23 protein-coding genes and 1 tRNA gene are annotated in these 25390 nt (G+C 63.6%); 10 read left to right on the top strand and 14 right to left on the bottom strand.

The window, feature by feature from the left end:
* The first annotated feature begins 57 nt into the window (after positions 1-57).
* Positions 58-531 carry a hypothetical protein gene (locus tag ACO07C_RS17175; RefSeq protein WP_421915345.1) on the top strand — a complete coding sequence of 158 codons (474 nt, stop codon included), beginning with the start codon at positions 58-60 and terminating at the stop codon, positions 529-531.
* Between the two features lie 168 nt (positions 532-699).
* On the opposite strand, the gene ACO07C_RS17170 is transcribed toward ACO07C_RS17175, so the two are convergent.
* Genes ACO07C_RS17170 through ACO07C_RS17160 form a run of 3 tightly spaced genes read right to left on the bottom strand, consistent with a single transcriptional unit; the run spans position 700 to position 3707 of the window.
* Positions 700-1059, bottom strand: coding sequence for a hypothetical protein (locus tag ACO07C_RS17170; protein WP_421915344.1), 360 nt, complete (start codon positions 1057-1059; stop codon positions 700-702).
* Positions 1060-1105: 46 nt separating this feature from the next.
* Entirely contained in the window at positions 1106-2605 is a 1500-nt protein-coding gene (locus tag ACO07C_RS17165) for a pyridoxal phosphate-dependent decarboxylase family protein (RefSeq protein ID WP_421915343.1), read from the bottom strand.
* Between the two features lie 13 nt (positions 2606-2618).
* Positions 2619-3707 carry a PLP-dependent cysteine synthase family protein gene (locus ACO07C_RS17160; protein WP_421915341.1) on the bottom strand — a complete coding sequence of 363 codons (1089 nt, stop codon included), beginning with the start codon at positions 3705-3707 and terminating at the stop codon, positions 2619-2621.
* Positions 3708-3899: 192 nt separating this feature from the next.
* Between ACO07C_RS17160 and ACO07C_RS17155 the strand changes: the two genes are divergently transcribed.
* The 4 genes from ACO07C_RS17155 to ACO07C_RS17140 all read left to right on the top strand — a co-directional run bounded on the left by ACO07C_RS17155 (position 3900) and on the right by ACO07C_RS17140 (position 10635).
* Complete coding sequence (locus ACO07C_RS17155; protein WP_421915340.1) at positions 3900-5930, top strand: transcriptional regulator; 2031 nt, start codon at positions 3900-3902, stop codon at positions 5928-5930.
* Between the two features lie 256 nt (positions 5931-6186).
* A complete protein-coding gene (locus ACO07C_RS17150; RefSeq protein WP_421915339.1) occupies positions 6187-7512 on the top strand; it encodes a virulence factor family protein in 1326 nt (441 codons plus the stop codon).
* A 204-nt stretch (positions 7513-7716) separates the two neighbouring features.
* A complete protein-coding gene (mprF, locus tag ACO07C_RS17145; protein ID WP_421915338.1) occupies positions 7717-10338 on the top strand; it encodes a bifunctional lysylphosphatidylglycerol flippase/synthetase MprF in 2622 nt (873 codons plus the stop codon).
* 120 nt (positions 10339-10458) lie between these two features.
* Positions 10459-10635 (top strand): hypothetical protein, encoded by a 177-nt coding sequence (locus ACO07C_RS17140; protein WP_421915337.1) that lies wholly within the window; start codon positions 10459-10461, stop codon positions 10633-10635.
* Between the two features lie 16 nt (positions 10636-10651).
* On the opposite strand, the gene ACO07C_RS17135 is transcribed toward ACO07C_RS17140, so the two are convergent.
* Together ACO07C_RS17135 and ACO07C_RS17130 are read right to left on the bottom strand one after the other, a co-directional pair.
* Positions 10652-10960, bottom strand: a complete 309-nt coding sequence (locus ACO07C_RS17135; protein WP_023777710.1) for a UBP-type zinc finger domain-containing protein — start codon at positions 10958-10960, stop codon at positions 10652-10654.
* A complete protein-coding gene (locus tag ACO07C_RS17130; protein ID WP_421915336.1) occupies positions 10960-12651 on the bottom strand; it encodes an FAD-dependent oxidoreductase in 1692 nt (563 codons plus the stop codon). Before ACO07C_RS17130 ends, ACO07C_RS17135 begins: the two co-directional genes overlap by 1 nt.
* A 243-nt stretch (positions 12652-12894) precedes the next feature.
* On the opposite strand from ACO07C_RS17130, the gene ACO07C_RS17125 reads away from it, so the two are divergent.
* From ACO07C_RS17125 to ACO07C_RS17115, 3 genes are read left to right on the top strand one after another with little or no spacing between them, the layout of a single operon-like run.
* Positions 12895-13716, top strand: a complete 822-nt coding sequence (locus tag ACO07C_RS17125) for an FMN-binding protein (protein ID WP_421915335.1) — start codon at positions 12895-12897, stop codon at positions 13714-13716.
* A gap of 3 nt (positions 13717-13719) precedes the next feature.
* Entirely contained in the window at positions 13720-14463 is a 744-nt protein-coding gene (locus tag ACO07C_RS17120; RefSeq protein WP_421915334.1) for an FAD:protein FMN transferase, read from the top strand.
* Positions 14460-15971, top strand: a complete 1512-nt coding sequence (locus ACO07C_RS17115) for an RnfABCDGE type electron transport complex subunit D (RefSeq protein ID WP_421915333.1) — start codon at positions 14460-14462, stop codon at positions 15969-15971. The genes ACO07C_RS17120 and ACO07C_RS17115 overlap by 4 nt, the downstream gene beginning before the upstream one ends.
* A gap of 1 nt (position 15972) precedes the next feature.
* On the opposite strand, the gene ACO07C_RS17110 is transcribed toward ACO07C_RS17115, so the two are convergent.
* From ACO07C_RS17110 to ACO07C_RS17095, 4 genes are read right to left on the bottom strand one after another with little or no spacing between them, the layout of a single operon-like run.
* Positions 15973-17316 (bottom strand): sensor histidine kinase, encoded by a 1344-nt coding sequence (locus ACO07C_RS17110; RefSeq protein WP_421915332.1) that lies wholly within the window; start codon positions 17314-17316, stop codon positions 15973-15975.
* Complete coding sequence (locus ACO07C_RS17105) at positions 17316-17981, bottom strand: response regulator transcription factor (RefSeq protein WP_421915331.1); 666 nt, start codon at positions 17979-17981, stop codon at positions 17316-17318. The genes ACO07C_RS17110 and ACO07C_RS17105 overlap by 1 nt, the downstream gene beginning before the upstream one ends.
* The gene (locus ACO07C_RS17100; RefSeq protein ID WP_421915330.1) at positions 17981-18307 is read right to left on the bottom strand and encodes a PepSY domain-containing protein; all 327 of its coding nucleotides are present in this window, start codon (positions 18305-18307) and stop codon (positions 17981-17983) included. Before ACO07C_RS17100 ends, ACO07C_RS17105 begins: the two co-directional genes overlap by 1 nt.
* A gap of 21 nt (positions 18308-18328) precedes the next feature.
* Positions 18329-18871, bottom strand: coding sequence for a cytochrome b (locus tag ACO07C_RS17095; RefSeq protein ID WP_421915329.1), 543 nt, complete (start codon positions 18869-18871; stop codon positions 18329-18331).
* A gap of 318 nt (positions 18872-19189) precedes the next feature.
* Between ACO07C_RS17095 and ACO07C_RS17090 the strand changes: the two genes are divergently transcribed.
* Positions 19190-20011 (top strand): hypothetical protein, encoded by an 822-nt coding sequence (locus ACO07C_RS17090; protein ID WP_421915328.1) that lies wholly within the window; start codon positions 19190-19192, stop codon positions 20009-20011.
* 211 nt (positions 20012-20222) lie between these two features.
* On the opposite strand, the gene ACO07C_RS17085 is transcribed toward ACO07C_RS17090, so the two are convergent.
* Positions 20223-20612, bottom strand: a complete 390-nt coding sequence (locus ACO07C_RS17085) for an RES family NAD+ phosphorylase (protein ID WP_421915327.1) — start codon at positions 20610-20612, stop codon at positions 20223-20225.
* A gap of 21 nt (positions 20613-20633) precedes the next feature.
* On the opposite strand from ACO07C_RS17085, the gene ACO07C_RS17080 reads away from it, so the two are divergent.
* Positions 20634-21575 (top strand): HNH endonuclease signature motif containing protein, encoded by a 942-nt coding sequence (locus ACO07C_RS17080; RefSeq protein WP_421915326.1) that lies wholly within the window; start codon positions 20634-20636, stop codon positions 21573-21575.
* Between the two features lie 175 nt (positions 21576-21750).
* On the opposite strand, the gene ACO07C_RS17075 is transcribed toward ACO07C_RS17080, so the two are convergent.
* The 4 genes from ACO07C_RS17075 to ACO07C_RS17060 form a co-directional block, all read right to left on the bottom strand.
* Positions 21751-21835 (bottom strand) — tRNA-Leu (locus tag ACO07C_RS17075).
* Positions 21836-21987: 152 nt separating this feature from the next.
* Positions 21988-22608 carry a 2,3-bisphosphoglycerate-dependent phosphoglycerate mutase gene (locus ACO07C_RS17070; protein WP_421915325.1) on the bottom strand — a complete coding sequence of 207 codons (621 nt, stop codon included), beginning with the start codon at positions 22606-22608 and terminating at the stop codon, positions 21988-21990.
* 84 nt (positions 22609-22692) lie between these two features.
* Positions 22693-23514, bottom strand: coding sequence for a 4-hydroxy-tetrahydrodipicolinate reductase (gene dapB, locus ACO07C_RS17065; RefSeq protein ID WP_421915324.1), 822 nt, complete (start codon positions 23512-23514; stop codon positions 22693-22695).
* Complete coding sequence (locus ACO07C_RS17060) at positions 23511-25370, bottom strand: ABC transporter ATP-binding protein (protein WP_421915323.1); 1860 nt, start codon at positions 25368-25370, stop codon at positions 23511-23513. Before ACO07C_RS17060 ends, dapB begins: the two co-directional genes overlap by 4 nt.
* Between the last annotated feature and the right edge of the window lie 20 nt (positions 25371-25390).

The following is a 25390-nucleotide window of genomic DNA, read 5'->3' as shown; positions in this document are numbered from 1 at the left end:
TCTGGAGGCCCTTGCTATCAAACGCATGCATCCAGGGTTGGAGACAGCAGGGGGACGATGAGCGGATTTGACGATTTCAATTTCCTGGTCGGCGAATGGTCGATCACCAACGAGTTCCTGCGCGGCCGGCTGATCGGCTCGACGGATTGGGAGACCTTCCCCGCCAGCTCGCGCGTCGAAAACGTGATGCCGATCCCGGGCGGCGGCTTCGGCGGCAATCTCGACCAGATGTTCGTCCCCGTGCGCGACTTCACCGGCATGACGCTGAGGCTCTACAATCCTGAATCCGGCCTGTGGTCGATCTACTGGTCGGACACCAAGAGTTTCAGGCTGTTTCCGCCCACGATCGGCCGCTTTGTCGATGGACGCGGCGAGTTCTTCGGCGACGATGTCGAGGGCGGCCGGCCCGTGCGCGTGCGCTTCCTTTGGACGGCTGGCGCCAGTCCACGCTGGGAACAGGCGTTTTCGACCGACGGCGGGGAGAGCTGGGAGCTCAACTGGGTGATGAAGTTCGAGCGGATGGCGGGGTAGTGCCCCGCGCATTGCCCTTCGCTATGGCTTCCTGCCCTTCGGGCGTTCAGGGCCTTCAAAAGGTTCCACTGGACCTTTCGATCCGCCCGAAGGCGGACCGGGCCTTCACCGTTCGTCGCTTCAATCGACAAATCGTTGTCTATTGATCGGCCTGCGGCCGACCGCTTCTCACTCGACCAGATCGATTGTCTCGGTCGAATGCTCGACGCAGGTGAAGCAGCAGGTGTCGCAGGGCTGGTCGTTGTCGGGCCCGACACCGGCGGAAATGCTGTCATTGCCGTTCACCCAGGCGCCGTAGCAGATGCGCTCACCGGCATTGCAGGAGATCGGGATCGATTTCTGCGAGCGCGGATCGATCAGGAAAACCTTGTCGTTGCCCGGCCAGACGGTCTCGCGGTCATGGCTGAACAGTTCGATCGCGATGGCCTCAGGACGCTTGTTCTTCGCGAAGAAAGCCATGTCCGCCGCATGCGCGGACGTGGTGAGGACCAAGGCGGCGAGAGCGGCAATGCGAAACAGCGTCACCATGGGCACCTCCCGAATCATTCCGGCAGATTCGCATGGACGCCCGAAACTAGGAAGATGCACCGGCCTTCCCGATCTCCGCTGCCAGCCGCACCACCTCCCGCACCAGCAGGTCCAGGTCCTCGCGCCGGGTGCGGTGGTTGTTGATCGCCACGCGCAGGCAGTGTTGGCCACGCACCGTCGTGTCCGAAAGTGCCGCGATGCCCTGTTCCTGCAGTCGCAGCATGATCTCGGTGTTGAGTGCCTTCAGCGCGTCGCCAGTCATGTCGCCAGTCATGCCGCCGGGCCGGCAGCGGAAGCAGACGATGTTGATGGTCGGGGGCACAACCAGTTCCAGCAGCGGCTCGGCCGCGATCAGGTCGGCGAGATAACCCGCCTGCGCGATGTTCTGGTCGATCAACCGGCCGAACTTCTCGATCCCATGTTCCTTCAGCGCCATCCACACCTTGAGCGCCCGAAAACCGCGCGTGGTCTGCAGCCCGTAATCGTGCAGCCACTGGCCGGAGGCCAGGCCGCGCGGCGTCGATTCCAGATATTCCGGCGTGACGGCGAAGGTGTTGCGATGCGCCGAGGCGTCCCTGACCAGGGCGCAGCCAACCTCGAATGGCGCGTGCAGCCATTTGTGCGGATCAAGGGCAACCGAGTCCGCCCATTTGATCCCGGCGACCTGATGGGCATTCCGTGGCGCGACCGCGATCAGCGCCCCGATGCAGCCGTCGACATGGAACCAGAGGTCTTCCTCGTGCGCCAGCTTGGCAAGCACCTGCAGACTGTCGATCGCTCCGGTGTTCACCGTGCCGGCGTTGCCAATGACACAGGCCGGCCTGAAACCCGCCTTGCGGTCCTCGGCGATCGCCGCCCGCAAGGCACCAATATCGATGCGCAGGCGGGCGTCGGTCGGAATACGGCGCAGCGCCTGGTTGCCAAGGCCAAGCGCTTCCATGGCCTTGCGGTGGCAGGAGTGGATTTGGTCCGAACCGTAGAATCGCAGCGGCTTCTCGATGGCGGCAACACCGTGCTCGCGCACGTTGATGCCTGCCTTGGTGTTGCGCGCCACGGTCAGCCCGATGATGTTGGCCATGGAGCCGCCGCTGACCAGCGTTCCGCTGGCCGAAGCCGGAAAGCCCAGCATCTGCTTGCACCAGCTCACCACCTGGCCGTCCATCAGCGCGGCGGCGTGGTCGCCGCCGCCGAGATTGGAGCCCTGGACCGCCGCGAGGAAATCGCCGAGCGCTCCGGCAAGGTTGCTGGATCCCATGTACCAGGACCAGAAGCGCGGATGGATGTTGCCCATCGGATAGGGCATCACCTTTTCCAAGACCTCGCCATAGACGTCGGTCAGCGGCGATGGCGATCGCGGCAGGGGAGCGGTGAAGAACGCTTTCACGTCACCGGGCATCGCCTGCCACACCGGGCGATCCCTGACATCGCGCAGGTAGGCGACGGCGTCGTCGACGATCCGATGCGACAGTGTCCGCACATCGGCCCAGTCCGAAGGGTCGAGCGTTTCCTCGGCCACCATGCCGAATGTGTCGTGCGCGGCATCCATGCCATGGCTCCCGTCAAGCCGCCGGGAACTGACAGCCAGGCGTCGAGCGCGACAGGGCGATCTCGTCGGCATCCATCTCGGCCTCGATGCCGTCGAACAGCGGCGTGGTCATGTAGCGTTCGCCCGTGTCGGGCAGCATGCACAGGATCACCGATCCGGCAGGCGCTTTCTCGGCGACCTGAAGCGCCACGGCAAAGGTCGATCCGCCGGAGATGCCGGTGAATATCCCTTCCTCCCGCGCCAGCGCCTTGGCCCATTTGATGCCTTCGGGTCCGGCAATCGGCATCACCTCGTCATAGAGGCTTGCGTCGATCGCCTCCTGCAGCACGTTAGGGATGAAATCCGGCGTCCACCCCTGGATCGGATGCGGCTCGAAGGCGGGATGGCTGGCCGACGGCGCGCCGTCGGCACCGCGCTCCTGCACCTTGCCGCTGCCGACGAGCTGGGCGTTCGCCGGTTCGGAAAGCACGATGCGGGTTTCCGGCCGTTCGCGGCGCAGCACCCGCGCAATGCCGACGACCGTGCCACCGGTGCCGTAGCCGGTGACGAAACAGTCGAGCCGCGATCCGGCGAAGTCGTTGACGATCTCGCGCGCCGTCGTCGCCTCATGGATGGCGGCATTGGCTTTGGTTTCGAACTGGCGGGCAAGGAACCAGCCATTCGCCTCGGCCAGTTCCACCGCCTTCTTGTACATGCCGAACCCTTTCTGGGCGCGCGGCGTCAGCACCACCTTGGCGCCCAGCATGCGCATCAGCTTGCGGCGCTCGACGGAAAAGCTGTCGGCCATCGTCACCACCAGCGGATAACCCTTCTGCGCGCAGACCATGGCCAGCCCGATGCCGGTGTTGCCGCTTGTCGCCTCGACGATGGTCTGCCCCGGCTTCAGCGCGCCGCCGCGCTCGCCCTCCTCGATGATGTTGAGGGCCAGCCGGTCCTTCACCGAAGCCGCCGGATTGAAGAACTCGGCCTTCACATAGATGGTCGCGTGGGCCGGCCCGAGATTGTTGATGCGGATCACCGGCGTGTCGCCGACCGTATCGAGAATGCTGTCGAACAAGCGCCCGCGCCCGGCCGTGGTCCTGATTTTCTGCTGATGCAACATGTCGGCTCACCTGTCCTCACAGGCCGGTTACAAACCGGCGGTTTGGGCGGCGAGGTTTCGAGACCTTGCCGCGCTACAACTCATTGACGCGCCGGCAATGCGGCGCGGGCTGCATTGGTTGATGCCGCCCTGTCGTTTTGGTGATAAAGGAGAGACCGACTGGTCAGCGTGGGAACAGGCGTGGAAACGCACGTGGAATCCGCCCGATCGAGCCCTGACGGCCGCAAGGCTGGCCTTGCCGTGCGGCTTTTTGGGCCGCTGACGGTTGTCCGCGATGGCGTTGACGTCGAACTGCCACGATCGCGCAAGCTGCGTGCGCTCCTTGCCTATCTGGTGCTGGCGCCGCATCCGGTTGGGCGCAGCCGCCTGTGCGAACTTTTGTGGGATGTGCCGAACGATCCTAGGGGTGAATTGCGCTGGTGCCTCAGCAAGCTGCGCGGCGTTCTCGACGAGCCGGGTCGCCGCCGGGTCGAGACGCAAGGCGATACGGTTGCGCTGCGGCTCGAGGACGATTTCGTCGACGCGACGGCCATTGCAAAGGCCGCCACGGAGGGCATCGCTGCGCTTGGCATGGCGAGGCTTCAGGCTCTGTCCAAGCTGTTCGCGGGTGATTTTCTCGATGGGTTGGAGCTTGATCGCAACCCATCTTTCAACGGCTGGCTGATCGCGCAGCGCCGCCGCTTCCAGTCATGCCATGCCGCTATCCTCGAACATCTCATAATGGGCCTCCCGGCGGGCTCGGAGGAGGTGTCGGCGCATCTCGACGGATGGGTGGAACTGGCGCCCTTCGATGTGCGCGCGCATGCGGCGCTGCTGGCAAATCTGGCCGGGCGCGGCCAGATTTGCGCGGCCGAGGCGCATATGCAGGCTACCGCTGCGCTGTTTCAGTCGGAGGAGCTGGATTTCAAACCGGTTCATGCTGCCTGGCAGGCGATCCGGAGACAACAACCCGGTCCGGCATTGCGTACATTGCCACGCTTCTTGCCGGCGGAACCCGTGGCGGCGGCAATCGTGGCCGACGCTTCCCCCGTCGAGAACCATCACGCCAGCCTTGCCGTGATGCCGTTTGTCGACGAGGCCGGCGCGGGCGGCGTTCGCGGCGGCCTGGCTGATGGCCTCACCCACGACATCATCACCCGACTGGCCAAGCTGCGGGATTTCTTCGTGATCGCGCGCGGCTCGGTCTTCGCGCTTGGCGAGAAGAACATCGCGCCGGAAGAAGCCGGCCGCCGGCTGAACGTCGACTATGTCACCACCGGCTGGGTACGCGGCCTGGCGGGCCGCATCATTGTCAGCGTCGAACTCGTCGAGGTGCGCACGGCCAGGATCGTCTGGTCCGAGACATTCGAACGCAGGCCGGACGATGTCTTCGCCGTGCTCGATGACATCGGCAACAGCATCGTCTCCTCGATCTCCATCGAGGTCGAGACGGTGGAGCGCAACCGCGCCATGCTGAAAGCGCCAAACTCGCTGAACGCCTGGGAGGCCTATCATCGCGGCCTATGGCACATGTACCGCTTCACCCGGTCCGAAAACGAGTTGGCGCGGCATTTCTTCGAAGTGGCCGTGCAGCGCGACCCGACATTCGCGCGCGCCTATGCCGGCCTGTCCTTCACCCATTGGCAAAGCGCTTTCCAGCGCTGGGGCGACCGCGACCGGGAAAGCGCGCTCGCCTTCGAAAGCGCCGGCCGCAGCCTGCTGGTCGACGACCACAATCCGGCCGCGCACTGGGCCATGGGCCGCGCCATGTGGCTGCGTGGCGAGCAGGACGGATCCTTGATCGAACTGGAGAGAGCCGTGGACCTGAGCCCGAACTTCGCGCTCGGCCATTACGCGCTGTCCTTCGTGCACTCGCAGTCAGGCGATCCGGCCGCCGCGATTGGCTCGTCCGACCATTCCCGCCACCTCAGCCCGTTCGATCCGCTGCTCTTCGGTATGCTCGGTGCTCGCGCCATGGCGCATGTCCGCCTCGGCCAGTTCGACGAGGCGGCCGAATGGGCTCTGAAGGCCGCCGCCCGGCCGAACGCCCATGCCATCATCCTGTCGATTGCCGCGCATTGCCTGGCGCTGGCGGGCCGGCTCGACGAGGCGCGGGGCTTTGCCGCCACCATCCGCAGGGCGCTGCCGCACTATTGCGCGGATGATTTCATCGATACCTTCCGTTTCGAGCCGGATGCGGCCGCGCTCTTCCGGCAAGGCGCCAGGCGCATCGGGCTGGGCTGAGGCCAATCGTCGCGACGAAACGTGGCGTCGGCGCCAACATAAGCCTCGCCATGGACAGCCAAAAAGCCGCGCCCAGCGCGACGGGTTGAACATCTTGTTGCCTTGGTGTCCGGTCAGGACCCAGAAGGCGTGATCCCGCCCGCGGCTTTTATTTGCCGCGCGGCCGGCTTACAAAGACTCTGAACAGAAATCCGAGAAGACAATTTTGCCCCTATCGCCTTCAAACCGTCTGAAGTCTCTGGCTACATTGCTGTGCGTGGCTGTTGCTTCCTGGGCAACGCCTGGCCTGGCAGCGGGATTCGACACCGGCATGATCCCGGGCGGACACATCGTCCTGCCGGCGCAACCGCCATCCGTCACCGTGTTCGTCTTCTCCGCTCTCGACGGCTGGTCGGCGGCGGACGAGGATCTTTCGAAGCGCCTGGTGGAGAAGGGCGCCGCCGTTGTCGGCGTCGACATGCCCAGCTACCTCGCCGCGATCAACAAGACCGATGGCGATTGCGTCTATCTGGTGTCGGACATCGAGACGCTGAGCCATGAGGTGATGCGCGCCGGAAAGGCTTCCGTCTACAAGCCGCCGATCCTGGCCGGATCCGGCACGGCCGGCGGCCTGGTGATGGGCATCGCCGCGCAGACGCCTCCGGCGACCATCGGCGGCAGCGTCGCCGTGGACCCGACCGAGACATTTCCGTCGAAGCGCACGCTGTGCAGCGGCGCGCCCCGGCATGATACCGCCAACGGCATCGTCTACGACCTGCTGCCGGGGCAGCTTCCGGAAAAACTGAATGTCGTGTTCACCCCCGCCGGCTCCGCCGACCAGCGCGGCCATATAGACAGCCTGATCAAGCAGGGCCACGCGATCAACCTCACGCAGAGCACCAGCGCCGCGGGGGACGCGCTCGAATCGGCCGTGGATGTCTTGCTCGCGCCGGCAGCTGGGTCCATTTCCGACCTGCCGCTCGCCGAGCTGCCGGCAACGCCGACCGAGGACACGATGGCCATCGTCTATTCGGGCGACGGCGGCTGGCGCGACATCGACAAATCGATCGCAACCGTCCTGCAAAGCAAGGGTATCCCGACGGTCGGAATCGATTCGCTTCGCTATTTCTGGTCTGCCAAGACGCCGCAGGCCATCGCCACCGACCTGGAAAACCTGATCGCTACCTACAAGGACCGCTGGCACGTCAAGCATGTCCTGCTGGTCGGCTATTCCTTCGGCGCCGACGTGCTGCCTTCGGTCTACAACGTCCTGGACAAGGCCACGGCGGCCGACATCGCGCAGATTTCACTGCTCGGCTTTTCCACGGGTGCGTCCTACGAGATTTCCGTCGAGGGCTGGCTTGGATCCAGCAGCGGCGACGAAGTCCCGACCCTGCCCGAGCTTCGCAAGATCAATCCGGCGATGATCCAGTGCTTTTATGGCGAGGACGAGGACGATACCGCGTGTCCGCAACTCGTGGGCACCCCGATCCAGACGATCAAGACCACCGGCGGACATCATTTCGATGGCGATTACAATGGTTTGACGCAGAAAATCATTGACGGATTGCACAAGCGGCTGGCGGCGCAACCTGCTCCTTGATTTGAGGTCAAGAATTTTGCGGCGCCCAATTGACGCCAAATTCTGAAGGGAATTATGCCACCCTTCAAGTATAACAGGCCAAGATTCGCAGTTCATCATCCACGCGGGGATCACCATCTTCGTCTCGGATGCTGAAGGCGTTTCCAGGCCGGCGTGGAAAATCCGGCCGCGCCGCGGGATATAGCAAGAGAGACGAAGGTAGGAATGTCGAATACAGACGATGTGGCGATGGCGGAGCCCAAAAGGCTGCGCTCCCATGCCGGCAAGGTGCTGGCCATTGCCATAGCGGCAGTGGCACTTGTGACGCTTCACCAGATGATTTCGGGGATGGACCCGTCCGAGATCCGGCGACAGGCGTTCACGCTCAGCCCCCATGCCATCCTTGCCGCTATCCTCGCGACATCTGCCAGTTTCGTGGCGCTGGGCCTTTACGACGTCATCGCCAGCCGCTCGGTTGCCCCCGGCCGCGTGACATGGCAGACCGCCGCCCTGTCCGGAATGGCCGGCTATGCCTTTTCCAACCTGCTTGGCTTCCATCTGCTGACGGGAGGCGCCATCCGGTTCCGCACCTATTCGCGCAGTGGCCTCGATGCAGGCGAGATCGGCCAGATCGTGCTGCTCACATGGCTGGCCATCTGGCTCGCCTTCGCCGTGGTGGTCTCCATGGCACTGATCTTCGATCCCGCCGGCATTCCGCTGATGGACCTGATCCATCCGGCGGCCGATCGCCTGCTGGGGGTCGCGATCCTGCTCGGCCTCATCTTCGCCATCGTGCGCGCGCGCGACCATGCCAGCACGATCAGCCTGTTTGGCTGGACGATACCGCTGCCCCAGCGAAACATGATCCTGCTGCAGCTGCTGGTGGGCACGTTCGACATCGTCGCCTCCGCCGCGACGCTCTACGTGCTGCTTCCCGCCGATGTCGCGGTCGGTCCGGCGCTGTTCCTGACCGTGTATGCGACCGCGCTGGTGGTGGGCGCGATCAGCCATGTTCCCGGCGGCGTCGGCGTGTTCGAAGCAACCGTCATCGCCGGTCTCGGACTGGCGGGCAGGGCGGATGTCCTTGCCGCGCTGGTCGTCTACAGGCTGATCTATTACGTGCTGCCGTTCGTCGTTGCGGCTGTCCTGCTCGCCGCGTTCGAATCGCGCTATTTCGTCTCCCGCCTGCCGGCCAGGCTGTCGGCGCCTCTGCGCAGCCTAAAGACCATGATGCCGCTGATAACGTCAGCGGTCGTCTTCATGTCGGGCATCGTGCTCCTGTTCTCCGGTGCCACGCCGGGCATTCCCGCCCGCCTCGACGCGCTGGAGGACGTGCTGCCGCTGTCGCTGGTCGAATCGTCGCATTTCCTCGGCAGCCTGCTCGGGCTGGCGCTGCTGATCGTGGCCTATGGGCTGCGCCGGCGCCTGTTCCATGCCTGGGCAATCTCCATGGTCCTGCTGGTTCTGGGGGCGCTCGCCTCGCTGGCCAAGGGGATCGATTGGGAGGAAGCGATGGTGCTCGGCGCCACCGCACTGTTCCTGCTTCTGTGCCGGGACGCATTCTATCGCCGGGCGCCGCTGGATGTCTCCAGGGTCTCGTGGCGCTGGCTCGGCCTGATCGGCCTGGTCGTGGCCGCCAGCACATGGCTCGGCTATTTCTCCTATCGCGACGTGGAATATTCCAACCAGCTGTTCTGGCAGTTCGAGTGGAGCGGCGACGCGACGCGCTTCCTGCGCGCGACGATCGGGCTGGCCATCGGCGTTTTCGCCCTTGCCATGTACCGCCTGATCCATCAGCCCGACGGCGGCAAGGTGCGGGCCAAGACCGAGGTTCACGCCGATATCGCCGACATCGTGGCGCAATCCCCGGATACGCAGGCCAACATCGCCCTGCTCGGCGACAAGGAGTTTCTCCTGTCGCCAAGCGAAAAGACCTTCATCATGTATGGCCGGGCCGGCAATTCCCTTGTGAGCATGGGCGACCCGATCGGCAATCCGGCGGAAGCCAATGAGCTTGTCTGGCGTTTCCGCGAAGTGGCCGACAAGCAGGCCAAACGCGCCGTCTTCTATGGCGTTCAGCCGGAGAACCTGCCGCTTTACCTGGACATGGGCTATTCCCTGCTCAAGCTTGGCGAGGTGGCCAGGGTCAATCTCCAGACCTTCAATCTCGAGGGCCAGAAGAACCAGGAGTTCCGATACGCCGACAGGCGGGCGACCCGCGAGGAAATCGCCTTCGAGATCATTCCGGCGGAGCAGGTACCGTCCATCATGGCGGAACTGCGCGAGGTTTCCGATACCTGGCTCAAGGAGAAGAACGGCTCCGAAAAGAGCTTCTCGCTGGGTCATTTCGACCCGGTCTATCTCGCCCGGTTCGATTGCGCGGTCATGAAGCAGCATGGGCGCATCGTCGCGTTCGCCAACATCTGGCGCGGCGGCGGCGTCGAGCTTTCGGTCGATCTCATGCGCTACAAGTCGGGCGTCTCGAAGGTGCTGATGGACGCCTTGTTCGTCCGGCTGTTCCTTTATGGCAAGGAACAGGGCTACACCTGGTTCAATCTGGGCGCGGCGCCGTTGTCGGGAATTCCCGACCATTCGCTTGCATCGCGCTGGAGCCGTCTTGCCCGGCTAGCTTTCCGCTACGGCGATGAGTTCTACAATTTTGGCGGCCTGCGCGCCTTCAAGCAGAAGTTCTCGCCCGTCTGGACGCCCCACTATCTTGCCTGCCCCGGCGGCTTCAACATTCCGCAGGTGCTGCTCGACATCAATTTCCTGGTTTCGGGCGGTCTGGGCAGGCTTATCGGGGCCAACAGCAACAAGGCGCCGGGACAGAAGTCCGAAGCTGCGTGATGCCCGCCAGTCGCGACCGAAAGTTCGCGACAGGCCCTTCCGGTTAACGAAGTCGGAAGGAGTTGTTTAACGGTTCCCCGCTATGTCTCCCTCCGAGGGGCACCAGCAAAGTGAGTACCAATGAGCGACAGCCCTGAAAAGCGCGGCGAATGGCGCGCCATTTTTTACGTCCAAGCCCGCGTTGCCATCCTGTTTGTGCCGGTTGTCGCCAGCCTGCTGATCATAGCGGCACTTGCCGGAAACGACCGCAAATCCGTTCCCGACGTCGACCGGACGGTCACGGGGTCCTTGAGATAGCGACTCGGGCCCCGGCTCAGTAAAAGCGGGGGATCGGACCGTTCTGTGGCGTGGTTCGGTCGCCAAGGTCCAGGAAAACCTCGTCGACATAGCACCAGCCCCAGCCTTCCGGAGGATCGTAGCCCTCGATGATCGGGTGGCTGGTGGCGTGAAAATGCTTGGTGGCGTGGCGGTTGGGCGAGTCGTCGCAGCAGCCCACATGGCCGCAGGTCCGGCACAGCCGCAGATGCACCCACCAAGATCCGCTCTTCAGGCATTCCTCGCAGCCAAGCGCGCTCGGCGTCACGTCCTTGATACCGGCCGCGTGTTTGCATTCATCCGCCATCACATTCTCCCGATCCGTTCAGGCGAGACGGCGTGGCTGCCGTCCTTCGCAAGATAGGCATGCAGCGCCGCAACCACCTGGGCGCCCTCGCCGACAGCCGCCGCGACGCGTTTGACCGAACCGGAGCGCACGTCGCCGATGGCAAACACGCCCCTGCGGCTTGTCTCCATCACGCCATGCGCCGATCCTAGCTCCGATCCGGTGCGCACGAAACCCTTGGCGTCCAGCATCACGTTGCAGTTCGCCAGCCAGTCGGTATTGGGGTCGGCGCCGATAAACAGGAAGAGATGCCGGATCGGCCGCGTCGCTTGCGCGCCGCTCACGCGATTGCGCCAGCGCACGGTGGCAAGATTTCCCTCGTCGCCTTCCAGCGCGTCGACCTCGGTTTGGGTCAGCACCTCGATGTTCGGCTGTGCCCTGATGCGCTCGACCAGATAACGCGACATGCTGGCATCCAGGCTGCCGCCGCGCACCAGCATCAAGACCTTTCGCACATGGCTCGCCAGGTAGACGGCGGCCTGCCCCGCCGAGTTGCCGGCGCCCACCAGTGCCACTTCCTGGCCGCCGCAAAGCCGCGCTTCGATCGGCGATGCCCAATAATGCACCGACGTTCCCTCGAACTGCGCCAGATTGGCGATGTCGAGGCGGCGATAGCGCGCCCCGCTGGCGATCACCACCGTGCGCGTCCGCAGCGTCTCGCCGTCGCCGACTTCAAGCCTGTAGCAATCGCCATCGTTCGCGGAGCCCAGCAGCTTCGCCTCGTCCGGTATCACCATTTCGACGCCGAATTTCTGCGCCTGGTTGTAGGCGCGCGCCATCAGCGCCATGCCCGAGATGCCGGTGGGGAAGCCGAGATAGTTCTCAATGCGCGAGGAGGCGCCCGCCTGGCCGCCGAAGGCTCGGCAATCGAGCACGATGGTGGACAGCCCCTCGGAGGCAGCATAAACGGCGGCGGCCAGCCCCGCGGGGCCGGCGCCGACGATGGCGACGTCATACAGCCTGTCGGCATCGATCGGCCTCAGCAGGCCGATGCAGCGGGCAAGGTCCTTCTCGCCGGGGTTCAGCAACAGCTTGCCGTTCGGACACAGCACGATCGGCAGGTGATGAGGATCCACCTCGAAGCGCTCCACCAGGGTCCTGGCGCAAGGGTCGACCGTGGAATCTAGCACGCGGTAGGGCTGGCCGCTGCGGGCCAGGAAGCCCTGCAGCCGCAACACGTCGCCATTGTCGACGGGCCCGATGATGATTGGCCCGCTCGTGGCGCTTTCCAGCAGCCCGACGCGGCGCAGGATCAGCGCCCGCATGATGCGTTCGCCCAGATTGGCTTCCTGCACCATCAGGTCGCGCAGCCTGTGCGAGGGGATGACAAACGCTTCTACCGGCCCAGAGGCCTCCGCGTTCACCAGCGAGGGTCGGGCCGACAACTGCGCCAACTCGCCGACAAAACTGCCCGGACCATGGGTGACGATCGTTTCGCGCCGGCCAAGCCCGCCATCCTGGGTGATGTCCACCGTGCCCGACAGGACGACGATCAGGCCTGGCGCGACGTCGCCGGCCTTTATGATGCGCTCGCCTGCGGCATAGGCGGTGGCCTCGCCGAAACGGCGCATGTGATCGATATCGGCCTCGGCCAGCGTGGGGAAGGCCTGGTCGCGACGGGCGCCGAAGATCGGGTTGGTGGCTTGAGACATGGTTTTGAGCCTAGCCCCATGATGGTGCGGTTTGAAGGGGTTTGTTCAGAGCCTAGCCGGGAGACGAGGTTGGCTGATAGCCGCCGCCTGCTCGTTCCGGCGGGCAATGTGAGGATCGCAAGGATTGGTGCTTTCGGCGGCCGCGAGCGCTGACAGCCAGTTGTCAGCTATGTCGTGGCACATTGTTTCCGAATTGCCGCGAAACCGACTCGCCGGCGCAGGATCCAGCTTGGAACGCAGCCCATGAAACAGATTGCCTTGTCGCTTTTCGTGATCGCGTCTTCGGGCGCCTATGTCTGGGATCAGTCCGGCAAGGCCCCCACCGGCGACGTGATCGACAACGCGGGCCCCGCCAGTGCCGCCGAGGAGAGCGTGTTGACGCCTCCTGTGCTGGCCAGCCCGGCTCCTGCGAATCCCGCTCCGGCGCCGGCCGCGCCATCGCCTGGAATCCCCCAACAAAATGTGCGGCTCGAGTCGCAGCCGACCACTCCTGCCGAGGTCGGCAGCGAAACCACGGCGGCGATCGCGGTTCCCGCGCAAGAGCCGCCAGCCGCCGCGAAGCCGCCCGCGGTCAGCCAGCCCGGGATTTCTCAGACAGCCGCTTCAACGCCGGAACAGGCTTCAGCCAAGCCTACCGCCTATGCGGCGGCCTTCGCCGCCACCCCGGCCGTTTACATCCCCATTCCCCAGCCGAGGCCGGACTATCAGCAGGCACCGGCCCGCGTCATCAAAGCCGCGATGAAGCCGACGGTGAGTGCAGCCACCAAGCCGGCAGCCCACGGCTTGACCGACGGCACCTACACTGGCCCTGTCGCCGACGCCTATTACGGTCTCATCCAGATCCAGGCTTCCATTCAGGGCGGCCGTCTCACATCCCTGAAAGTGCTGAAATATCCGAATGACCGCCGAACCTCGATCAGCATCAACCGGCAGGCGCTGCCGATGCTGCGTGACGAGGCGATCAGCGCGCAGAGCGCCAATGTCGACATCATTTCGGGCGCCACGCTGACCAGCAAGGCCTTTATCCAGTCACTTGGCGGCGCATTGAAGAAGGCGTCGTCCTGATCCATGCGCGATACACGGATTCTGATGGGCATGCCCGTTACCGTCGACATCGGCGGTGCATCGAGCGGCGTGCTTGTCGATACTGTCTTTGATTATTTCGAGCAGATCGACCAACGCTTCAGCACCTACCGGAGCGACAGCGAGATTTCGGCCATCAACCGGGGTGATCTTCCCGTCAGCGACTGGAGCGGCGAGATGATGGAAGTTGTGGCCCTCGCCGCACGGACGAAAAACGAGACGGACGGATATTTCGACATCCGCAAACCCGACGGTTCGCTGGACCCGTCGGGCATCGTCAAGGGATGGGCCATACGCAACGCGGCCGGGATCGTTCAGCGGGCCGGCATCGGCGATTTCTTCATCGAAGCTGGCGGCGACATCCAGTCCCGCGGCAGGAATGCCTCGGGCTTCGACTGGAGCGTCGGTATCCGCAATCCCTTCAAGGCCGACGAGGTCATCAAGATCGTCTATCCGCGCGGACATGGCGTCGCCACCTCCGGTACCTATGCGCGCGGGCAGCACATCTACAATCCGCTCGGGGTTGGCGGCCCGATCACAGAAATCGTCAGCCTGACCGTCATCGGCTCTGATGTGTTCGAAGCCGACCGTTTCGCCACCGCCGCCTTCGCGATGGGACGGGACGGGATTCTCTTTCTCGAACAGACGCCGGGCCTGGAGGGCTACGTTGTCGACAGCAACCACCGCGCCACGCCGACGAGCGGCTTCGGAGCATTCTGCCAACCATGATCAAGGCCATCGACAGGTTCCTCGACCACCAGACCATGTACCGTCTGGTCCTCTACTATCTGATGGCGTTGCTGGGCACGGCCCTTGTGCTCGGCTTCTTCAGGCTTGCGCCGCATGACCCGGTCGCGCTCGCCTTCACCACGGGATTGATGCTGGTCGCCTGCTGGATCACCAACAGGATTTTCGCGGCCGTCTTCAAGGTCCCGGCCAACAACGAGTCCGTCTACATTACGGCCTTCATCCTGGCGCTCATCCGCGATCCGGTCGCCGCCACCGACCTCAAGGGGATCGGTGCGGTGGTGTTCGCCTGCGTCTGGGCGATTTCGTCCAAGTTCATTCTCGCCATCGGCAGGAAGCATCTGTTCAACCCCGCCGCGCTCGGCGTGGCGCTGACCGCGCTGCTTCTCGACCAGCCGGCCACCTGGTGGGTCGGCGGCAATTTGCCATTGCTCCCCGTCGTGCTTGCCGGCGGCGTCCTCATCGTGCGCAAGTTGCGCCGGCTCGATCTGGTCGCCACATTCGTCGCCGTCGCGCTGGCGACGATCCTGGCGACCACCGAGCCATCGCAATACGTCGCCGCGCTGAGGGAGACGCTGGGGTCGTCGCCGCTGTTGTTCTTCGCCTTCGTGATGCTCACCGAGCCGCTGACGGCTCCGACGACGCGCTGGCCGCGCATAGCCTTCGCCGCCATCGTCGGCTTCCTGTTCGCCCCCAACATCCATGTCGGCTCGCTCTATTTCACTCCGGAACTGGCGCTTCTGGCCGGCAATCTCTTCGCCTACGCCGTGAGCCCGAAAGGACGCTTCGTGCTGACGCTCGAACGCATCGAACAATCGGCCGTCGACAGCTACGATTTCATCTTCAGGTCACCGCGAAAGCTCGCCTTCCAGGCCGGCCAGTATCTGGAGTGGACGCTTGGTCTCGACCGTTCCGACAATCGCGGCAACCGCCGCTATTTCACGGTGGCATCGGCGCCCACCGAGAATTCCGTGCGTCTTGGCGTCAAGTTCTATCCGCAATCGAGCGCTTTCAAGCAGGCGTTGGGCACGATGAAGCCGGGGAGCACGATCCACGCCTCCCAACTCGCCGGCGACTTCACATTGCCCACCGACCCCGAAACCAAGATCGCCTTCCTGGCCGGCGGCATCGGCATCACGCCATTCCGCTCGATGCTGCAATATCTCGTCGACAGTCATGAAAAGCGGCCGATCGTCGTCCTCTACGGGGCCGAGACCCAGCAGGACATCGCCTATCGCGACGTGCTCGGCGCGGCGAGACGGGAATTGGGCATAAAGACGGTGTTTGCGGTGGCGCGTGGGGCAGAGCGCGGCCAGTATCCCGGCTATATCGACGCGCGCCTGGTGCGTCTGGCCATCCCCGATTACCTGGAGCGCATATTCTATATTTCCGGCCCGCAGGCCATGGTCACGGCGGTACGCGGCAAGCTGCTGGCCATGGGCATTCGCCGCTCGAAGATAAAGGTCGACTATTTTCCAGGCTTTGCTTGAGTCAGCCGTGCCGGGGCAACGCGATGGTCACGACCAGGCCGGGTTCGGCATTGGTCATCGTCAGGCGGCCGCCATAAGCTTCCACGATATCTGAAACAATGGCCAGGCCCAGCCCGCTGCTGCCGCCCTTGCTGTCGAGCTGCACACCGCGAGACAAGGCGGATCCCCGGTGTGCGTCGGGAATCCCCGGGCCGTCATCGGCAACGGCGATCGACACCTCACCGTCGCTTGCCCACGCCTTGACCTGAACCGAGGATTTGGCGAAGCGCGCCGCGTTCTCCACCAGATTGCCAAGGATCTCCGAGAGGTCGCCTTCATCGACTGGCGCCAGGAAATCCTGCGCGACGTCGTTCACGAATGCGAGTTGCTTGCCGGCCGGCGTGCGTTTGACGACGCCGATGACGCCGGCCGCGGCTTCCCGGACCCGGCACGACGCCTTGCTGGAAACGCCGGGCGCCAGACGGGCGCGCGCCAGTTCCCGCTCGACATGGCGGCGGATCGCGCCGGCGCTCTTTTCGATCTCGTCGGCGAGCTCGGTCTCGCCCTTCTTGCGCAGGGCGCGGATGTCGGCTGACAGCACCTGAAGCGGCGTCTTGAGGCCGTGCGCGAGGTCGGTGGCGCGCGACCGAGCCCGTAGGAGGGCCTTCTCCTGCGCATCGAGGAGGCGGTTGATTTCGTCGGCGAGCGGCCGCACCTCGCTTGGCGCCCCCACCTCAAGCCGCGCGGTTCGCTGCGCGATGACGTTTCGAACGGCGATCCTCAGAGTCTCCAATGGCGCGAGGCCGACGGTGATCTGGATGAAGAAAGCCGCCATGAGAGCGGCGGCGAGCAGGATCAGCGCGGGGACGAGATCCCTGACATATTCGCTTACCGACACCGTGACGCTGCGATGGTCTTCCGCTGCGATGGCTCGAAAGGACCGGCCGTCGGCATCGGTTATGGTGCGTTCGACGGCGACGGTGAGCACGCCGCCCGGCCCCTTGAGTTCCTCGATCTTTCGCAGTTCGCCGCTGCCATCCAGCGCCGGCAAGGCAAGCGTTGCGTCCCACAGCGATCGTGAGCGCACCAGGGTGTGGCTGGACAGGTCTTCCACCTGCCAGTAGTGGCCGGACAGCGGATTGGCGAAGCGTGGATCGGTCAGGCCCGGCGCGACCGACAGCCGGCCGTCCGCCGCGAAGCCGGTTGCGCCGATCAACTCGTTGAGATCGACGGTCAGTTCGCTGACGATACGCCGCTCGACATTCAGTTCGAACAGATAGCGCAGCCCGACCCCGGCAATGGCAAGAGCGACCAGGATCGAGATGGTTGCCGCCGACCAGAGCCTGAAGCGGATCGAGTTGCCCATCAGGAGGGCTCGTCGGGCACGAAATATCCGAACCCGCGCCGCGTCTCGATGACATCGTTGCCGAGCTTGCGGCGCAGGCGCGCGACGATCACCTCGATAGCGTTGGGATCGCGGTCATTGCCCGAATCATACAGATGCTCCGCGAGTTCCGTCGGCGCCACGACGCGCCCGGCGTGATGCATGAGGAACGCCATCAGCCGGTATTCCAGCGGCGACAGGGAGACGGGAACGCCGCGCAGCGAAATACGCATCTGGCGGGTGTCCAGCAGCAAGGGGCCGGATTTCAGCACGGGTGCCGCCTGGCCCGCCGACCGGCGCAGGATGGCGCGCAGCCGCGCCAAAAGCTCCTCCATTTCAAACGGCTTGGGCAGGTAGTCGTCGGCGCCGGCGTTGATGCCCTCGACCCGCTCTGTCCACAGGCCCCTCGCCGTCAGGATGAGGACGGGAAAGCGGCGCGCATTGGCCCGCCAGCGCTTCAGCACCGTGAGGCCATCGAGCTTCGGCAGGCCGAGATCGAGAATCGCGGCGTCGTAGTTCTCCACATCGCCCGCGAACCAGGCGGCTTCGCCGTCGCGGACGCTGTCCACCGCCATTCCCGCGGCCTTGAGCACCGTAGCGATGTCGCCGGCAATGCGGGGCTCATCCTCGGCGAGCAGTATCTTCATCAGTCGCCGCCCCTGTTGCGCATCAGCACGCCGTCGCCGGCATCCACATCGACGATCCTGCGGCGCCCGTCCGCGGCAACCACCTGGAACCGATAGACCCACCTGTCGCCTATCTTGATGAAATCGACGGCCACGATATCGCCGGGGGCTTCGGCGCGAACCACGCCCAGTATGTTGGACAGGCCCTTTATCTCGCCGCGCTCGTAGAGATCCCGTGCCCGATCATGGTCGCCATCATCATCCCCGTCCGCCCGCGCGGCAAGCGGCCAGGCCAGGACGAGCCCGTACAGACCCAAGGTCGCAACGTATTTCAGGGTCCGTTTCATCCGCTTTGGTCTGAACCGCGATCAGGAGCCACTCGTCCCCGGCAGCATTCGCTTGAGGACGTCGTCCCTGCGGATGAAGTGATGCCAGAGCGCGGCCGCCGCGTGCAGTCCGGCAAGGATAAGGATCGCATTGGCGCAGAGGCTGTGAAGCTGTTTGATGAAACCAGCCGTGGCGCGGTCCGGGGAAACTGGAGCCGGAATGGTGAAGAGCCCGAAGAAACTCAAGGCGTCACCCCGGTACCAGGTCAGCAGGATGCCGAGAACCGGAATGGCCACAAGCAGCGCGTAGAGCAGAAGATGCGCGATCTTGGCCACCCATCGTTCAAGCTGTGACATTTCAGCGGGAAGGCCAGGTGTTCCCAAAGCAAGGCGCAGGCCGACGCGCACGACAACCAGCGCGAAAAGCAGCATCCCAAACGATATGTGAAACCACCAGACGAGAGCGCGGCCGGGATCGCCGCGCGGAAAGAGATCGACCACGTAGGTCAGGCCGTAAAGCCCGATCACAAGGAGAAACACGGCCCAGTGAATAGTCTTCTGGGCACTTGTGTAGGTGGGGTGCATCCGCGCATTCCAGTTTTGAATAGTTCTAAACTAGCCGCAATCATGTCAAAGCTTTGTCGAATCGCCATCCCCTTGGGGACCGAAATCGAGAGCCCTTGATTGCGACGACGAGAGGGGTCCCGGCACCAGACCTTGGCGATCGGGATCTGGCGGGACATTGGCTGAGGGAACCTGTCAGTTCGCTGACAGTCGGACCTCGGACACGGCGGACAAAGAAAAACCCCGACGGGACCGCGAATGGAATGGGACAGGATCAGGTGGTAGTTGTTGGATAGATGCCGAGCGCCCCGCCTGATATAAACGGATGGGGGCAAGCATATGGTCGAAGGCGAACAGGAACTCGTAGCCCGTGGCTGCGGTAAGTGGTCAGACCCGGACGTGCCAAAGGGTGGCTGGTCTTGCACATATGTCCGCGACCTTGGTTCGGGCAAAGATCGTCACAAGATCTGCGAGATGTGCGAGGCGATCCACATCCGCTTTGTTCATGTCATGCGGCATCCAATTGGTCTTGAGCTTGAGGCCGGCTGTATTTGCGCCGGCCACATGGAAAACAATCTCGCCGCTGCTAGGGCGCGCGACGATGACCGCAAGCGCGCGGCTGAACGTGTGGCACGCCGTGAGAAGGCTCTGGTCAAAGCTCGGACCCAACTCGGTAAGATCGATGTTGGAACGAAGAGCCACGATGATATGTCGTTGTTGGTGATCACGAAGCTGGAGCGGCTGCGCAAGATTGTTGCTCGTCGCGTTCGCGAAGCCGAGAAGGATGCGCGCGATCATGACTACATCGTAGAGCACATCGAGCATTCCAACTTTCTGGGTGAGGTGGAGCTGGCCATCAGCAAGGCCAAGGACCGGCTCAAGACACTGCTGGCTCGGGCACGGGCTGGGCAACTCGCCTTGGAGCTGGAACGCCCGGTCTGGTGGGAAACATCGAAGGGGCGACGCTTCACGACCTCGTACAACGACCGTGTCCAGATCTTCCGTCAAGGTGATGGGAAGTGGAGTGGGCTATACCAACTGGCCGGTGACACCGACCCAACATGGGCCAAGCAACGTTACCATGACATGGAAGCGGCAGCGAACGCCGCCCTTACCGTGCTGAGACACAAGCTTCGCAAGGCCGGTCGTCTTCCCGAATGAAACTGATCGAAGGGTCCTCCCCGGCCGTCAGGCGCAATGGGGGGCGGCTACGCGCGGATCGTCTGCAGCTATCAACATATTATCCGGCATCCAACATCGTGGAGGTCGGCGATAGGACAGTACGACTGTCGTATTGGCCTCCTTCGCCAACACGGCATAGTGTCGGCGAGGGGCCGGATTCTGGGTAGGACTGTATGCTGCCCGACCTAATCTATTTCAGCTCCGCCCAATCCACCAATCCGTGGTCTTTGACTGCCTCGATCTGGTCGGGCACTGTGTGCTGACAAAATATGACAAGGTTGCTGCAAGCGTAGCGGGCATTTGGGACAAGAATGCCGGACGGATCATTCGGCTCCATTGACCCTAGGAAGTGAGCGGCCTCGCCGACCTGCTGACAAGTTGGATATTCAGCTTTGCGGTAAAGGTAGTCTAGGCGTCCAAAGTTTGCGATATCGACACCAAGACGTGCCAACAAATGACGATCAGAGAGGTCGTAAATGCCGTTGAGAGAGACTTCAATTTCATGGAGAGTGTAGCGTAGCTTGGAGGGGAAAACTGGTTGCCCTGCTTTGAGGTGAAAGTACATCTCGGCTAACGCCAATCATGTTATGCCATCGTCACAATGAGTGGAACTGATTGGGAGGGGAAGTCAGGAGTGGTGAAGTTCATAGAGGTGGCTCCGACGCCCGATGTATTGATGGGCGTAAAGGCTGTATGGGGCCGCTCAAGTGAGCCGGTTATGTGCTTTGGGTCCCATGGCAACGCAGCACTTAAAGACAGGGCCCACTTCTCTCTCGCCCGAACTACAGCGGAACGGTCGGTCGATAAGCCGTATTTTCTTACGATTGGAGGGGGCGATCAAGTCCCTGACGACCTGCGAGGCCGCGTATTGGAACTCGTCAGATCAACTGGGGTCTACGGCGAGACCACCGCATTTGTACGCGATGACGAGTTGAAGGCCCGTCTTGCCCAATGGCCGGTGGCGGTTATCATCTCCGAAGTATACTCCGTTGTGGGCGAGCCTCGTCTTATCCAAGATCTCGGTCAGCCAGATCATCGGATTCTTACCAATGCCTTCGACCGAGTTAAGCGCGATGACGCCCAGATCCGCAGGCTATGGGAGACCCTAAAGGACCGGGAAATTGAGAGGCGATGGGAGATACAGCTCCCATCTGGTTTTCGAGATCCGGGTCGCGTGCAGATGTTTGGCTCGATGTATCCGCGCTTGGCCAGCACCTCCAGCGAAGGCAAGAGAGTGTGGAAACTTCAGAGGGAGATGGAACGTGACGCCGCCCTAGCTCGCGCGGCCAAGGCATCAAACCGCGCGAGAAATGGTGGCGTTATCATATGCGAGGCGTGCGGCTACTCAGATTCGCTTAGCATGATGTTCGATGCCCATCATCGTAGCCCCCTTTCAATTGGTCCACGAGAGACCCGAATGGACGATTTGGCCGTGCTATGCCCAACTTGTCATCGTTGGTCTCATGCGAAGGCGGAGGACAAGTTGTCGCCTATACCTGTGCATGAAATTGCTGAGGCTATGAGGCTGCAAGGTTCAACCTGATAGTAGCTGACGACTGATGGCAATCGATATGAAGTTGATCGGCCAACGGGCGGCACCTGCATGCCTGCGCGCGCGGCAGGAAATGCCCAACTCGGGCTGTGCAGGTAGAAGTGCATGTAGCGGGGGAGGTCTTGCAGCCGCTAAGGCGCAATTCTGCGTCTTAGCGGCTGAAAGATGGTGCCCAGAAGAGGACTCGAACCTCCACTCCTTGCGGAACACGGACCTGAACCGTGCGCGTCTACCAATTCCGCCATCTGGGCTGGTGCGGGCTCATGTAAGCGGGCAAGCTGTGTGTGTCAACGCGCTTTTTTCAAAGCATGATCCCGAAAGACGGGAACCGGTTTGGCGGACAAACGGTTTCGGTTTGTCCGCGGATCATGCTCGATCAAGAATAGCCGGCTCGCTTGCTGGCTCAGCTGTCCAGGACTTCCTTCGAAGCCACCGTCGAATCGGCGTTCAGCGTGTAGATGACCGGCACGCCTGTGCCCAGTTCCAGCTTGACGATCTCCTCGCCGGACTTGCCGTCCAGCGCCATGATCAGCGCGCGCAGCGAGTTGCCGTGGGCTGCCACCAGCACGGTGCCGCCGCGCAGAACGTGCGGCTGCAGATCGTGCAGATAATAGGGCCAGACGCGCGCGCCGGTGTCCTTCAGGCTTTCGCCGCCGGGCGGAGGCACGTCATAGGAGCGGCGCCAGACATGCACCTGCTCCTCGCCCCATTTCTGGCGCGCTTCATCCTTGTTGAGGCCGGAGAGGTCGCCATAGTCGCGTTCGTTCAGCGCCTGGTCGCGGATGGTTTTCAGATCGCTTTGGCCGACCGCGTCGAGAATGTGCTGGCAGGTCTTCTGGGCCCGGATAAGCGCCGAGGTGAAGGCGATGTCGAATTTCAGGCCACGTGCCTTCAGCTTCTGCCCGGCCGCCTTGGCCTCGGCGTGGCCCTGCTCGGTCAGGTCGACATCGCGCCAGCCGGTGAACAGGTTCTTCAGGTTCCATTCGCTCTGGCCATGGCGCACGAGCACAAGCGTTCTCGACATGTTTGCTCCTTCCGAAAGCAATTCCAGGAAAAGTGCGAGGCGGCTTTTCGTCCGGAATTGCGTTGAAACAGATTGATGATTCGCTCAGCCGAGGCCGAGCACGTCCCGCATCGAATACAATCCCGGCTTGCGGCCGCGCGCCCACAGCGCCGCCTTGACGGCGCCGCGCGCGAAGATGGCGCGGTCCTCTGCGTGGTGGGCAAGCGTGATGCGCTCACCCGTGCCGGCCAGCACCACGGAATGATCGCCGACCACCGACCCGCCGCGCAGCGCGGCGAAGCCGATCGTGCCTGTCTTGCGCACGCCGGTGTGGCCATCGCGCACCCGCACATCGTTGCCGGCCAGCGGGATGCCGCGCCCGGCGGCGGCGGCTTCACCCAGCAGCAACGCCGTGCCCGAAGGCGCGTCAACCTTGTGGCGGTGATGCATCTCCAGGATCTCGATGTCGAAATCATCGGCATCGAGCGCGCGCGCGGCCTGCTCCACGAGAACCGCCAGCAGATTGACGCCAAGGCTCATATTGCCGGACTTGACGATCGTCGCGTGGCGCGCCGCCGCGGCGATCCGGGCATTGTCGTCAGCCGTGCAGCCGGTAGTGCCGATGACATGGGCGATGCGCGCCTGCGCGGCATAGCCGGCGAATTCGACGGTCGAGGCGGGTGTCGTGAAATCGAGCACCCCGTCGGCCTTGGCGAAGGCCGGCAGCGGATCGTCGGAGATCGCCACGTTGATGATCCCGATGCCCGCGAGTTCGCCGGCATCCTTGCCAAGATGCGGCGAGTCGGCCCGTTCGATCGCCGCGGCGACGCGTGCGCCCGGGATCGTGTGAATGGCGCGGATCAGCGCCTGTCCCATGCGTCCGGCCGCGCCTACCACCACCAGACCCATGTCCCCTGCTTCACTCATGCGTCCCTCACCGCAGTCTTTTTCGAACGCGTCGCCCGGACCGGATTTTGAATCGGCTTGCTGTCGTCGACAAGCCCCAGCCCCTTCTTGCCCTGGATGCGGTGGAAACGGGAGTAGATGCTATCCGGGTCGGCCATCAGCGTCGCATGGGTGCCTTCCTCGACCAACCGTCCCTCTTCCAGCACGATGATGTGGTCAGCATTGACCACCGTCGACAGCCGGTGCGCGATGACGATGGTGGTGCGGCCCTGCATGACATGGGTCAGCGCTTCCTGGACGCGCGCCTCCGCCTCGTTGTCGAGCGCCGAGGTTGCCTCGTCGAGCAGCAGGATCGGTGCCTGCCGCACGATGGCGCGAGCGATCGAGACGCGCTGGCGCTGACCGCCGGAAAGGGTCGAGCCGCCTTCGCCGACCGGCGTATCGTAGCCTTGCGGCTGCTGGCGGATGAACTCGTCGGCTGCCGCCTGTTTCGCCGCCTGCTCGATCTCGGCGTCCGTGGCCGACAGACGGCCGTAGCGGATGTTGTCGCGGATCGTGCCCTCGAACAGATAGGGCGCCTGCGCCACATAGGCGATCGACTGCCGCAGCGAATGCTTGGTCACCTTGGAGATGTCCTGGCCATCGACCTCGATGCTGCCTTGGTCGACGTCGTAGAAGCGCTGCAAGAGCGCCACCAGCGTCGACTTGCCGGCGCCCGACGCACCGACGATCGCCGTGACCTTGCCGGCGGCGGCGGTAAAGCTCAGATCCCTCAGCACTGGCATGTCGGCGCTGTAGCCGAACGTAACATTGTCGAAGCGCACCTCGCCGGTGGTGATCCTGGCCTCGACAGCATCGGGTGCGTCGCCCTGTTTCGGCTCCAGGTCGAGCAATTCGTAGATCATGCGCGCATTGACCAGCGCACGTTCCATGCCCACCTGCGTGCGCGCCAGGCGTCTTGCCGGATCGTAGGCCATGATAAGCGCGGTGATGAAGGAAAACACCGCGCCCGGCGGCTGCCCAAGCACCAGTGCCCGGTAGCCGGAATAGCCAAGCACGGCGGTAATGGCGAGACCGCCCAGAATCTCGGAAATCGGCGACAGCCGCTCCGAGACGCGGGCGATCTTGTTGTTACGCTGCTCGGCCGTGTCCGCCATGATGCCGATGCGGCGCGCCAGCTCGGCCTCCAAGGTGAAGGCCTTGACGATGGCGATGCCTTGCGTGGCCTCCTGCACGGACCCGTTCAGCCGAGAATTGATAAGCACGGATTCGCGGTTGATACGCCGCAGTCGGCGGGTGATGTACACCACGGCCCAGATCAGCGGCGGTCCGATCAGCAGCGAGCTGAGCGACAACACCGGATCCTGGTAGATCATGACGCCGACGAGAGCGACCAGCGTGACCGCGTCGCGGCTGATGGAGGTCAGTGTCAGCGACAGCAGATCGCGAACGCCGCCCACATTCTCGCTGACCTGTGCCGCCAGCCGACCGGAACGTGTATCGTTGAAGAAGTTGACGCCGAGCTTCATCAGATGGTCGAAGCTGCGCTTCTGGTAGCGCGCGACCAGATTGTTGCCGATACTGGCCAACGCGACTGCCTGACCGTAACCGGCGAAGCCGCGCAGCAGGGAGGCTCCCATGAAACCGGCGCAGATCCACACGAGCATATCGCCGCGCCGTTCGTAGAAGATCTGGTTGATCATCGGGGCCATGATCCACGCCGTGAAGGCAGTGGTGCCGGAAACGATCAGCAGGCAGGTGACGGCAACGACATAGGTCCAGCGATACTCATTGCCGTTTTCAGCGAGGATGCGGCGGAGCACCGCTGTGACCTCGCCGGGCCGGACTTTCTGCTTTGTTGGGGTTTGAAGTGTCAAATCAGAGCGCTTTGTCGTTT

The organism is Mesorhizobium sp. (genome assembly GCF_965229135.1).
In the GTDB taxonomy this organism is placed as follows: Bacteria; Pseudomonadota; Alphaproteobacteria; order Rhizobiales; family Rhizobiaceae; genus Mesorhizobium.
This window is presented reverse-complemented; position numbering and strand designations above follow the sequence as displayed.